At 71.7% G+C, this 11,862-nt stretch carries 10 protein-coding genes; 4 read left to right on the plus strand and 6 right to left on the minus strand.

Annotation, left to right across the window (positions count from 1 at the left end):
• Positions 1–37: 37 nt before the first annotated feature.
• From EDD27_RS27470 to EDD27_RS27490, 5 genes are read right to left on the minus strand one after another with little or no spacing between them, the layout of a single operon-like run.
• Positions 38–1,183, minus strand: a complete 1,146-nt coding sequence (locus tag EDD27_RS27470) for a VWA domain-containing protein (protein ID WP_127934941.1) — start codon at positions 1,181–1,183, stop codon at positions 38–40.
• Complete coding sequence (locus tag EDD27_RS27475) at positions 1,180–3,351, minus strand: DUF5682 family protein (protein WP_127934942.1); 2,172 nt, start codon at positions 3,349–3,351, stop codon at positions 1,180–1,182. The genes EDD27_RS27470 and EDD27_RS27475 overlap by 4 nt, the downstream gene beginning before the upstream one ends.
• Complete coding sequence (locus EDD27_RS27480; RefSeq protein WP_127934943.1) at positions 3,348–4,412, minus strand: ATP-binding protein; 1,065 nt, start codon at positions 4,410–4,412, stop codon at positions 3,348–3,350. The genes EDD27_RS27475 and EDD27_RS27480 overlap by 4 nt, the downstream gene beginning before the upstream one ends.
• On the minus strand, positions 4,409–5,767 hold the full coding sequence (locus tag EDD27_RS27485; RefSeq protein ID WP_241564282.1) for a DUF5691 domain-containing protein: 1,359 nt from the start codon (positions 5,765–5,767) through the stop codon (positions 4,409–4,411). Before EDD27_RS27485 ends, EDD27_RS27480 begins: the two co-directional genes overlap by 4 nt.
• Positions 5,764–7,098, minus strand: a complete 1,335-nt coding sequence (locus EDD27_RS27490; RefSeq protein ID WP_241564283.1) for an SWIM zinc finger family protein — start codon at positions 7,096–7,098, stop codon at positions 5,764–5,766. Before EDD27_RS27490 ends, EDD27_RS27485 begins: the two co-directional genes overlap by 4 nt.
• Positions 7,099–7,235: 137 nt before the next feature.
• On the opposite strand from EDD27_RS27490, the gene EDD27_RS27495 reads away from it, so the two are divergent.
• The 4 genes from EDD27_RS27495 (at position 7,236) to EDD27_RS27510 (ending at position 10,785) form a co-directional block, all read left to right on the plus strand.
• Complete coding sequence (locus tag EDD27_RS27495; protein ID WP_241564284.1) at positions 7,236–7,781, plus strand: cupin domain-containing protein; 546 nt, start codon at positions 7,236–7,238, stop codon at positions 7,779–7,781.
• Between the two features lie 67 nt (positions 7,782–7,848).
• Positions 7,849–8,118, plus strand: a complete 270-nt coding sequence (locus EDD27_RS27500) for a DUF1876 domain-containing protein (protein ID WP_127934944.1) — start codon at positions 7,849–7,851, stop codon at positions 8,116–8,118.
• 196 nt (positions 8,119–8,314) lie between these two features.
• Positions 8,315–9,187, plus strand: a complete 873-nt coding sequence (locus EDD27_RS27505; RefSeq protein ID WP_127934945.1) for a UTP--glucose-1-phosphate uridylyltransferase — start codon at positions 8,315–8,317, stop codon at positions 9,185–9,187.
• Positions 9,188–9,246: 59 nt separating this feature from the next.
• Complete coding sequence (locus EDD27_RS27510) at positions 9,247–10,785, plus strand: aldehyde dehydrogenase family protein (protein ID WP_127934946.1); 1,539 nt, start codon at positions 9,247–9,249, stop codon at positions 10,783–10,785.
• A gap of 47 nt (positions 10,786–10,832) precedes the next feature.
• Here EDD27_RS27510 and glnII read toward each other — a convergent pair whose 3' ends face one another.
• Positions 10,833–11,852: a glutamine synthetase gene (gene glnII, locus EDD27_RS27515; protein ID WP_127934947.1), complete on the minus strand. Its 1,020-nt coding sequence runs from the start codon at positions 11,850–11,852 to the stop codon at positions 10,833–10,835.
• Positions 11,853–11,862 lie beyond the last annotated feature (10 nt).

Genomic DNA, 11,862 nt, shown 5'->3' on the forward strand with positions numbered 1-11,862 from the left:
CGTCATGAGACCGCGGCCCCGATGCGGGGTCGCGGTCTCACGCGCTCATGTGCCGCTCGGCCCACTGGGCGATGTCGCGCCGCTCGATGGCCGCCGCCATCAGGTCGGGGAACGCGTCCGGTGTGCACGCGAACGCCGGCACGCCCATCGCCGCCAGCGCGGCGGCGTTGTCGTGGTCGTAGAACGGCGCGCCCTCGTCGGACAACGCCAGCAGCACGATCACCTGTACGCCGGCCTGCGTCATCGCGGCCACCCTGCGCAGCATCTCCTGCCGGACGCCGCCCTCGTACAGATCGCTGATCAGGATGAAGATCGAGTCGGCCGGCCTGGTGATGAGCCCCTGGCAGTAGGCGATGGCCCGGTTGATGTCGGTGCCGCCGCCGAGCTGCGTGCCGAACAGCAGCTCGACCGGATCGTGCAGCCGCTCGGTGAGATCCACCACAGCCGTGTCGAACACCACCAGCGACGTCTTGAGCGACCGCATCGACGCCAGCACTGCCCCGAACACGCTCGAATACACCACCGAGGCCGCCATCGACCCGCTCTGGTCGATGCACAGCACCACCTCGCGCTGCACCGACCGCTGCCTCCGGGCGTAGCCGATGAGCCGCGACGGGACGATGGTGTTGTGCTCCGGCAGGTAGTTCTTGAGGTTCGCCCTGATCGTCCGGTCCCAGTCAATGTCGGCCACGCGTTTGGGCCGGTGTGTCCTGGCCGCGCGGTCGAGTGCGCCCGTCACGGCCGCCCTGGTCTTCTGCGCGAGCCTGCGTTCGAGCTCGTCCACCACCCTGCGCACCACGGCCCTGGCCGACTCGCGCGCCTGGTCGGGCATGACCTTGTTGAGCGCCAGCAAGGTGCCGACCAGGTGCACGTCGGGCTCCACCGCCTCGAGCATCTCCGGCTCCAGCAGCAGCCTGGTGAGGTTGAGCTTCTCGATCGCGTCCTTCTGCATGACCTGGACGACCGTGGAGGGGAAGTAGGTCCTGATGTCGCCCAGCCAGCGGGCTACCCGCGGCGCCGACGCGCCCAGCCCGCCCTCCCGGCCGTCCTGGCCGTAGACGGCGGCGAGGGCCGCGTCCATCCGCACGTCCACGCCCTGCAGCCCGCACCCGGTGCCGTCGGCGTCCCCGCCGCCCAGCACCAGCCGCCACCGCCGCATCCGCTCATCGTCTGCCGCGCTCATCCGTCCGCCTTCCCGAGGATCGCCAGCACGGTGGCGACGGCCGCCGCCGCGCGCCGCTCGTCCACGCCCTGCTCCCCGTGCGCTTCCGTGCGCCCGGCCGAGCGGACGCGCTCCCCGACGGCCCGGCGCTCCGGTACGGCGAAACTCCCGAACGTGCGGCGCAGCAACGGCAGCACATCGGTGAACTGATCGCCGGACAGCCCGGAGAGCCAGCCGTCCACCAGGCCCAGCAGGCGCGGGTCGTGCACCAGCAGCAGCCCGCCCCCGGCCAGGAAGCCTTCGACCCAGGCCGCCGCCCTGGATGGCGTATGGCCTCTGGACATGGCCCTGGACATGCGGTCACCGGCGTCCTGGAGCTCGCCCGAGTCCAGGAGGATCCTGGTCAGCCGGCCTTCGATGAGCCCGTGCAGGTCCTGCCGGTCGCTGAGATCCCGGAGCGTCACCAGCCACCGGTCTCTCGGTGCCGCGCCCGCATCCGACTCCGTGAGCAGGGCCACGGCGGCGTGGACCGCGTCGACGTGCTTGAGCAGGTCGGCCGCCGTCTCGTCGTCCAGCCCGGTCACCGCCACCGGCAGCCCGACGCAGATCCGCTCCAGCATCGAGCGCACGATCGCCGCCAGCCCTTCGGCCGAGGTGCCGCGCACGTCGCCGTACCGATGGGCGCGCACCATCGCGGGCAGCGCCGCCATCAGGTGGGTGACGTCGGTGTCCAGGGCAGCCTTGGCCGACAGCGCGGCCAGCACCTCGGGCAGCGCCTGCGGCAGGTGGGCGAGCAGGCACTGCTCGACCAGCGACGTCAGGTCCGCCAGCGCCGCCACCGGCGCCCCCGCCACGTCTCTGGCCCGCTGCGCGGCCGCGGCGTCGACGGTGGTGCCCAGCGCGGCGTGCTCGATGAGGGCGAGATCGTGCTCCGGGCGCCACCGCAGCGTCCACGTCTCCCTGAACGTTCCCCTCCCGCGCGCCTGCCCCGGTGTCCCCCAGCCGATGCCGAGCAGCCGCAGCCGGTGCAGCAGGTGGCTGCGATCGAGGTCGAGGGGCTTGCGCAGGTCGAGATCGATCTCGCGGTCGAGGGCCTCCGGTTTCAGCTTCAGCCGCCGCTGCTGGTCGCGCAGATCCCGCTGCAGCGGCACCATCGGCGTGCCGTCGGAGACGTGGCCCAGCCGGTCGCCCACGACCATGCGCCGCTGGATCAGCTCCACGGCCAGGTCGTCGCCTTCGCACAACACGGCCCTGGCCGCCTCGGTGACCTCGCTCAACCCGGCCAGCGGACGGCCGCGCAGCGCGGCCAGGCTGCCGGCGAGGCGTACGGACTCGATGACGTGCGCGGACGACACCGCCAGCCCCTCGTCGCGCAGCACCGCGGCCGCCTGGGCCAGCCACCGCTCCACGGGCCGGTCGGGCGCGGTGAACAGGTGGTGGTACCAGCCCGGCGACGTGATGCCCGCGCCGTAGCCGCTCCACGAGGCCAGCCGCCCGTACGTCCACGGCACCCAGGTCAGCTCGGCCTTCACCTTCGGCAGTCCGCGCAGCAGCGCGTTGTCCGCCGTCGCGGGCGGCAGCGGCCCGGCCAGCGCCGGAACATGCCAGGCCCCGCAGATCACCGCGATCCGGCCGTGGCCCTGTTTGAGCGCCGTGCGGAGGGTCTTGCGCATGTACGCCTCGCGCCTGGCCTCCCGCTCGTCCGGCTCGTAGCCCTCGCGTACGGCCGCCATGGCGTCGGCGATCACCTCGAAAGGCGTGTCGCCGCGGTGCTCGACGACGTCCTCCCACCAGCGTTCGGGGTCGTCGTATCCGGCGGCCGCGGCGAGGGAGCCGATCGGGTCGGCGCGCATATCGGATATTTCCTCATCCCGGTCATCGGCCAGGGAGTGGGCCGCGGGCAGGTCGCAGAAGTGCACGGGGACGCCGGCGGCGGTGCCGTACAGGATGGCCTGCCACTCCGGCGAGAACCCGGCGAACGGCCAGAAGGCTGCCCTGGCCGGCGCGCCCGGCACATGCGCGAGCAGCGCGACGGGCGGCTCCAGCTCCGGGGCGAGCGAGACGAGCGGGTCCGCCTCGGGCGGGCCCTCGATGAGGATCGCGTCGGGGCGCAGCCGCTCCAGCTCCGCCCGGACGGCCCGCGCCGACCCCGGCCCATGGTGCCGTACGCCCAGAACGTGCACACTCATGAGACCTCGCGGCACGCGCGATAGAAGTCACGCCAGTCCGAACGCTCCCGCACGACGGTCTCGAGGTATTCGCGCCACACCACCCGATCCGACACCGGCTCCTGCACCACCGCCCCCACGATCCCGGCCGCCACGTCGGCCGGGCGCAGCACGCCGTCGCCGAAGTGGGCGGCCAGCGCGATGCCGCTGGTGAGGACGGAGATGGCCTCGGCGGTGGACAGGGTGCCGCTCGGCGACTTGAGCTTGGTGCGCCCGTCCTCGGTGACGCCCATGCGCAGCTCACGGAACACCGTCACCACCCGCCGGATCTCGGCGTGCCCCGTCGTCGTCTCCGGCAGCTGCAACGCCTGCCCGAGCTGGGTGACGCGGCGGGCCACGATGTCCACCTCCTCCTCGGCGGTGGCCGGCACCGGCAGCACCACGGTGTTGAACCGGCGGCGCAGCGCACTCGACAGCTCGTTGACGCCCCGGTCGCGGTCGTTGGCGGTGGCGATGACGTTGAAGCCGCGCTCGGCCTGCACCTCGCGGTTGAGCTCGGGGATCGGCAGTGTCTTCTCCGACAGGACGGTGATCAGAGCGTCCTGTACGTCCGACGGCATGCGGGTCAGCTCCTCGACCCTGGCGATGCGGCCCTCCGCCATCGCCCGCATCACCGGCGAGGGGGTCAGCGCCTCGAACGAGGGGCCTTCGGCCAGCAGTCTGGCGTAGTTCCAGCCGTACCTGATGGCCTCTTCCGCGGTGCCGGCGGTGCCCTGCACGAGCAGCGTCGAGTCGCCGCTGATGGCGGCGGCCAGGTGCTCCGACAACCACGTCTTGGCCGTGCCGGGCACGCCGAGCAGCAGCAATGCGCGGTCGGTCGCCAACGTGGCGACGGCCACCTCGACGATGCGGCGCGCGCCCACGTATTTCGGGGTGACACGGTCGCCGTCGCCCAGGATGTACGTGGTGACGGCCCACGGCGACAACTTCCAGCCCGGAGGTCTGGGCCGGTCGTCGTCCTTGGCCAGGAGGGCCAGCTCCTCGGCGTACTGGTCCTCCGCGTGCGGGCGCAGAACGGTCATGAAGTCTCCTTGAGTTCCCTGTACATGTCGGCCCTGAACCGCAGCAGCGCGGCGACCTGCTGGATGGACTCGACCGGCGAGTAGCTCTCGGCCAGCGGGAACAGCGCCGGGTCGATGCGCTCGCCGGCCAGCTTGACCAGCTCGCCGAGGTTCCACGGCTGCGTGGTGGCCACTTTCACGATCTTGCGGAGCACGGCCGTGGCCAGGCCTTCGCGCCAGTGGGACGACACCCCGCCCAGGACCATGATGAGCTGGCTGTCCAGATCATGATTTCGTACGAAATCGGCGGCGAGTTCCTGCTGCTCGTCAGGCGGGAGGGACTCCAGGAGGTCCGCGATCGGGTCCCATCCGAACATCGCCCGCGCCCACTCGGGATCCTTCTGCAGCACGGCGGCGCGTACCCAGGCCGCCTTCACGTCGGCGTCCCAGTCCGGGATCCGCATCCGGAGCAACTGGGCGGGCGGGTGGCCCCACACCGCGAGCGGCGCGCGGGCGATGACCTGCTGGAGCCACCAGGCCCGCTCGCCGATGCCCCTGGGCGGTTTGGGCCGGACGCCGTCGCGTTCCATGGCCTTGTCGCACGCGCGAGGGGCCTCGATGGCGATGAGGTTGCCGCTGATGGCGACGCACGCCCGCACCCGCTCGGCCATCCGCCGGGACAGGCGCGAGCCGGGAAGCCGGGCGAGCAGGTTGGCGGCCGCCTGGCGCACCTCCCTGCGGCGGTCGTCCAGCGCCGACTCCAGGAACGGCTCGTCGTCCATGCTCAGCCCGTCGCCCAGCACGTCCACGAACTCGGCCCGGTCGTCAGGCGTCTCGCGTTCCCATGTGCTCTCCAGCAGCCGCCTGGCCTGGGCGGGGTCGGCCGCCCTGAGTGCACGCAGGTGGGCTCGCCGGTCAGCCGCGCCGCCCAGCTCCCACGTCTCCCCCGTCGGCTCCTCCAGCAGGTATGCCCACGCCGGGTTCTGCCCGGCCAGCCACCTGCCGCGCTGCCCGGCCAGCACGCCCAGATGGACCCGGATGGAGCGGTCGCGGCGGCCGCGTTCGAGCAGCTCCGGCAGCACATAAGGAGGCACTCGGCGGCCGGTCCCGGCCGCCGCGGCCAGCCATTCGGGCAGCAGTCTTTCGTGCTCGCCACCCAGGATCCTGACCAGGCGCTCGGCCCCGCGCCTGGCGACGGCGGGGCGCTCCTCCTCGGGCGCGGGCGCCGGCGGCGCCACCTCGCCCGGGCGCCGGAGCCCGCCCCCGGCCCGCCGCCTGGCCACCTCGACGGCCGCGTCCTCCAGCAGCACGCCGTCGTAAGGCCTGCGGTCGGTGCCCACGAGCGCCGCCGACGCCAGCTCCTCCCACGTGCTCATGACAGGATCACCGCCGTTCCCTCGTCGTCCCACGTGGTCAGGGGGCGCAGGCCCTGCGGCGTCCATTCGGCGGCCACCGTGAGCGGGTGTCCTCCGGAGACGGCGATCAGCCGCCAGGGGTCACGGGACCGCGGGTGCAGCGGGAGACCTCCGAGTGTGGTGCGCTCGGGAACCACTCCTGCCAGGACGAGGGGCCAGGACTCGGTCCACGGGTCCTCGGCCAGCGCCCCCGCCACCTCGTCGAGCGCCTCCTCCGGCGACACCCCGGCCGGTACGGCCGCGGGGACGGCGTCATGGCGGGCGGCGACCAGAGCGCGCAGCGGCGCGGCACCGGGGTAGAAGGTCACGTCGGCGTCGATGGTGGTGCCGGTGACCAGGGAGGCGTCCAAGGGCTGGCCCTGCGGCGCGAAGGACAGGATCAGCGCCGGTCGGCCGGTGGCGCGGCCACGGAGCCAGACGCGGCGGGCTGTCAGCCGGTCCTGCACCTCGTCCCGCCTGCCCAGCACGTCCCATTGGTCGCGTGTCGCGGGACCGGCCAGCACCTCTTCCCTGGTGACCGGGAAGCCGGTGCGGATGAGGACGGTCTGGGCCAGCGGGCCGGGCAGCTCGGAGCGCCGCCGGTAGGCGACGGCGAGCAGGTTGATCAGGGTGTATTCCTCCAGGAGCCGCCCCGGCCAGTCGTCCTCCGCCCGCACCTGCGCCAGGCGCGAGACCGCGCCCGCGACGCCGGGCGCCTGGGCGTCGATGAGGCGTTTGGCCAGGCCGTCCCAGTCATGCTCGGCGGCCCCGGCCAACCCCTGGCGCACCTGGTCGGCCAGCCACCGCTCCACCTCGGCCAGCCCGGAGGCGACCCGCGCGTGGCGCGGGGACTCGGCGCGCCCCTGACGTGCGTGCTCGGCGCTCGAACCGGCCTGGCCCTGACGTGCCGGCTCGGCGTCCGCTGGTGAGCCGGCGGCCTTGGCCCGGGCGGCATCGAGGCGGGCCGCCGCTTTGTCCGCGCGTTCCGCCCGCGCCTCCTGCCACTCCGTCACCCACTGCGGCGCCGCCTCCGCCTCCGGCACCCCGTCGGCGGACCACATGAGCAGCAGCCCGAGCGCATGCTTGCAGGGGAACTTCCGGCTCGGGCAACTGCACCGGTAGGCGGGCTCGGTCAGGTCGACGCACGCCAGGTAAGGCCTGGCCCCGCTGCCCTTGCACTCGCCGTACACGACCGTGCCCGTCGCGCCGCGCGACGACCACTTCCCCGGCGCCGCGACCCCTTGGGCAGCCTTCTGGGAGGAGGCGTCGGGGGCGAGAGCGAGCACCTGATCCCGGCTCCACCGTTCGACCACCTGCCGCAGACTAACCAGCCCGACCGACATTTCGCCGCAAGTCGGGGACATCCCCTCGGTGAAGCTCTGACCGTCGGCCGGCCGCCGCAGACGGGCAGGTGCCACCCTTCCCGATCTCTATCCCTAAAATCGGCTGAGTGGAGCTGAAGACCTATCCCGACGGCCCGGCCATCGAGGTGCCCGACGAGGCCGCGGCCCTCGCCAGCCCGCTGGAGGGGCAACTCGTCCTCGACGGCACCCGCTTCCTGCGCCGGGACGTCACGGGCGCCCCGGTGGCGTTCGTCGAGCGGCCGCCCGTCGCCGCCGCCCTCGACCTGCTCCCCCACCCCGAGGGTGGCTGGTTCCGGGAGACGTGGAGGTCGGCGGTGACGTTCCACCCGGACGGATACGACGGACCGCGGGCCAGCGCCACCGGCATCTACTTCCTGCTGAACCCGGGCGAGGAGTCGGTGCCGCACATGGTCAGGTCGGACGAGGTGTGGCTGTGGCACCGCGGCGGGCCCCTCAGTCTGACCGTCGGCGACACGACGGTCAGGCTGGGCCCGCAGGTGGAGGACGGGCAGGTGCCGCAGGCGATCGTCCCCGGCGGGGTGTGGCAGTCGGCCCGCCCGGCAGGCGACGAGCCCGTCCTGGTGAGCTGCGTCGTGTCCCCGGGCTTCGATTTTGCCGATTTCACCGCATAGGCGGGCGGGCTGCCGCGTGACAAACGACCACGGTTTCGCCGGGCCGCCAAGGGGCAGCCCGTGCGCCATGAAAGAAAAAGAATGGAACGTGCGCATCCTGCTGACCGAGGACGGCGACGACACGGCTGCGCGGGCAGCGCTCACCATTGACGACGGCACCGTGATCAGGGGTGACGGGCGGGCCAGGCGCAATCCGTCCGACCCTTCGGTGCCTGAGATCGGGGACGAGCTGGCCGCCTCCCGCGCCCTGGCCGACCTGGCCGAACGCCTGGCGGTCATCACCCAACGGGACATCGCGAGCTCGGCGGACTCTCCAGCCCAGAGCCGTTCTTGGTAAATGTCATTGGGCCGCGAAGAATGGAATTCAGTACTTTTCCATCCGCTCCGGAGAATTGCCGTGGCGAACCGAACGATTCACCGGCTGAGGGGTTCCCCTGGCCGCGGGCCGCGTGGCACACGATCCACGAAGTGATCAAGGAAACCGCCTGAGGTAAGGTCGGCACTCTCCCCTCACGTCGATCAAGGAGAGTGGCATGGTCCGCAAAGCCGTGATCCCGGTGGCCGGCCTGGGCACCCGGCTGCTGCCCCTGACGAAGGCGCTGCCGAAGGAGATGCTGCCGATCGGCGACAAACCCGTCATCGAGCACACCATCCGCGAGCTCGTGGACTCCGGCATCGACGAGATCATCATCGTCACCTCGGCCCGCAAGGACCTCGTGCAGCGGCACTTCGCCCCGGACGCCGACCTGGAGTTGCAGCTGCGCGCCGCCGGCAAGGACGACCTGGCCGACGCGGTGGCGGAGTTGTCGTCCATGGCCCACATCACGTACCTGTACCAGAACGGCCCCTACGGCAACGGCACGCCCGTGCTCAACGCCGCCCGCGTCATCGGGGACGAGCCCTTCATGGTGCTCTGGGCCGACGACGTGTTCGTGGCCGAGGTGCCGCGCGCCAAGCAGCTCAAGAGCGCGTACGAGGCCGCGAAGGCCCCCGTCCTGGCCTTGATGCCGATGGCGGTCGAGGACGCCTCCCGCTACGGCGTCCCTGTCGTCGAGGAGGACCTGGGCGGCGGCCGGCTGCGGATCTCGGGCCTGGTGGAGAAGCCGTCCCCGGAGCAGGCCCCGTCCCGGTACGCCGCCATCGGTGGCTACGTCGTCACCCCCGGCGTCGTCGAGGAGCTGGAGGCCGCGACGCGCAAGTGGCACGAGAACCCCGAGGGCGAGATCTACCTCACCGACGCCCTGCACCGCCACGCCGCCAGGCACCCGGTGTACGGGCAGGTCATCGACGGCACCTGGTGGGACACGGGCTCGCCGCTCAACTACCTCAAGGCCCAGTTCGCCGCGGCCCTCGCCGACCCGTCCTACGGCCCGGAGCTGCGTAGGCTGGCCCTCGAGAGCGGCTGAGAGTTGGGTTTCTTACGGCGGGATGATTGTCTTGCCGCAGAACCTATGAGGAGGGCCCGGTGAGCCGACAAATCGTTTCCATCGTGGGCGGCAAGGAAGCCGCCGCCACGACCACGTACGAATCGACCAACCCCGCCCGGCCGAGCGAGGTCGTGGCCCGGGTCGGAATGGCCGACGCCGGCACGTTCGCCGACGCCTGCCGCACCGCCAAGGAGGCCCAGCGCGAGTGGGCCAGGGTGCCCGCCCCGGTGCGGGGCCGGGTGATCGCCTCCATCGGGCGGCTGGTCGAGGCCAACACCGAGCGGCTGGCGCGGCTGGTGACCGAGGAGATCGGCAAGCCGTACGCCGAGGCGCTCGGCGAGGTGCGGGAGATCGTGGACACGTGCGACTTCTTCCTCGGCGAGGGCCGCAGGCTCTACGGGCAGACGGTGCCGTCGGAGATGCCGGACAAAAACCTCTTCACCTTCCGTAACCCGGTGGGCGTGGCCGCCGTCGTCACTGCGGGGAACTTCCCCGTGGCCGTGCCGTCGTGGTATCTGGTGCCGGCCCTGCTGTGCGGCAACGCCGTCGTCTGGAAGCCCGCCGAGTACGCCGCCGCCTCGGCGCACGCCATGTTCCGGCTCTTCGTCGCGGCGGGGTTGCCGGACGGCGTGCTCAACGTCGTCTTCGCCGACGGCGCCGAGACCTTCCGCGGCCTGGAGCTGGCCCTGGACGAGGGCAGCGTCAACAAGGTCGGGTTCACCGGCTCCAGCGAGGTGGGCAGGAAGATCGGCGAGCTGACGGGGCGCCACCTGCAGTCCGCCTGCTTGGAGCTGGGCGGCAAGAACCCGATGGTGATCATGCCGGACGCCGACCTGGACCTGGCCATCGAGGGCGCCTTGTTCTCCGGTTTCGGCACCGCCGGCCAGCGTTGCACCAGTCTTGGCACGGTCATCGTGCACGAGAGCGTGCACGACGCGTTCGTGGAGCGGTTCGCGCGGGCGGTGGGCGAGGCCAGGATCGGCGATCCCACGCAGGAGGTGCTGGCCGGCCCGCTGCTGGACCAGAAGTTCGCCGAGCGGTACGAGGAGTACCTGACCTGGATCCAGCCGCACCACACCGTCGTGTCAGGAAATACCGGAAGAATCACCAAAGACAACCCGCGCGGCGACTTCGACGGCGAGGACGGTCTCTACTACCACCCGGTCGTCGTCGACGGCGTCAAGCCCGGCGACCGGCTGTTCATGGAGGAGACGTTCGGCCCGATCGTGGGCGTGACCACGTTCGAGACCCTGGACGAGGCCATCGAGCTGGCGAACCTGCCCGGCTACGGCTTGTCGAGCTCCATCTACACCACGAACCCGAAGAACGCCTTCCGTTTCCGCGAGGGCATCTCGGCCGGCATGGTCAGCGTCAACAACTCCACCTCGGGAGCGGAGGCGCACCTGCCCTTCGGCGGCAACGGCAAGTCCGGCAACGGCAGCCGCCAGTCGGGCATGTGGGTGCTCGACCAGTTCACCCGCTGGCAGGCCATGAACTGGGACCACTCAGGACGGCTGCAGAAGGCCCAGATGGACGTCGCGGAGATCGTTCCCGACCTGGACTTCCGCCTCCCATGAACGGAAAACGGGGCCCCCGAACCGGGGGCCCCGTTTCACGAGGAAGGTCAGACCAGGCCGGCCTTCTCCAGGGCCGCGCAGACGGTGTTCACCAGCAGGCGGGTGACGACGTACGGGTCCATGTTGGCGTTCGGGCGACGGTCCTCGATGTAGCCCTTCTTGTCCACCTCGACCTGCCACGGGATACGCACGGACGCGCCGCGGTTGGAGACGCCGTAGCTGTACTTGTTCCACGGGGCGGTCTCGTGGGCGCCGGTGAGGCGGGCCTCGACGCCGGAGCCGTACTGCGAGATGTGCTCCATGGGCTTGTCACCCTCGCCGAGCGCCTCGCAGGCGGCGATGATGGCCTCGTAGCCCTCGCGCATGGCCTTGGTGGAGAAGTTGGTGTGCGCGCCGGCACCGTTCCAGTCGCCGCGGGCGGGCTTGGGGTCGAGAGTGGCCTCGACGCCGAACTCCTCAGCGGTCCTGTAGAGCAGGTAGCGGGCGACCCACATGTGGTCGGAGACCTCGACGGGGCCCGCCGGGCCGACCTGGAACTCCCACTGGCCCGGCATGACCTCGGCGTTGATGCCGGAGATCGCAAGGCCCGCGGCGAGGCAGCGGTCGAGGTGCAGCTCGACGATCTCGCGGCCGAAGATGGCGTCGGCGCCGACACCGCAGTAGTACGGGCCCTGCGGGGCAGGGAAGCCGCCCTCCGGGAAGCCGAGCGGGCGGCTGCCCTTGAAGAAGGTGTATTCCTGCTCGATGCCGAACCAGGACTCCTGGTCGGCGAACTGCTCGGCGATCGGGCGCAGCAGGGCGCGGGTGTTGCTGACGTGCGGCTCGCCGTTGATCTCCTCGACCTCGGCCAGCACCAGGACGTTGTCACCCCCGCGGATCGGGTCGGGGCAGGTGAACACCGGGCGGAGCACGCGGTCCGACGAGTGCCCTTCGGCCTGGTTGGTGCTGGAGCCGTCGAAGCCCCAGACCGGAGGCTCGGCTCCGTCGGCAAGGATCTTGGTCTTCGAGCGCAGCAGAGCCGTGGGCTCGGTGCCGTCGATCCAGATGTACTCAGCCTTGTAGCTCACGGCGGTCCTT

It is taken from the genome of Nonomuraea polychroma (assembly GCF_004011505.1).
Taxonomy (GTDB): Bacteria; Actinomycetota; Actinomycetes; order Streptosporangiales; family Streptosporangiaceae; genus Nonomuraea; species Nonomuraea polychroma.

Excerpts from the sequence above, each read along its gene's own strand:
- EDD27_RS27485 (WP_241564282.1), bottom strand. The coding sequence starts at position 5,767 with ATGAGCACGTGGGAGGAGCTGGCGTCGGCGGCGCTCGTGGGCACCGAC.
- EDD27_RS27475 (WP_127934942.1), bottom strand. The coding sequence starts at position 3,351 with ATGAGTGTGCACGTTCTGGGCGTACGGCACCATGGGCCGGGGTCGGCG.
- EDD27_RS27480 (WP_127934943.1), bottom strand. The coding sequence starts at position 4,412 with ATGACCGTTCTGCGCCCGCACGCGGAGGACCAGTACGCCGAGGAGCTG.
- EDD27_RS27500 (WP_127934944.1), top strand. The coding sequence starts at position 7,849 with ATGAAAGAAAAAGAATGGAACGTGCGCATCCTGCTGACCGAGGACGGC.
- EDD27_RS27470 (WP_127934941.1), bottom strand. The coding sequence starts at position 1,183 with ATGAGCGCGGCAGACGATGAGCGGATGCGGCGGTGGCGGCTGGTGCTG.
- EDD27_RS27505 (WP_127934945.1), top strand. The coding sequence starts at position 8,315 with ATGGTCCGCAAAGCCGTGATCCCGGTGGCCGGCCTGGGCACCCGGCTG.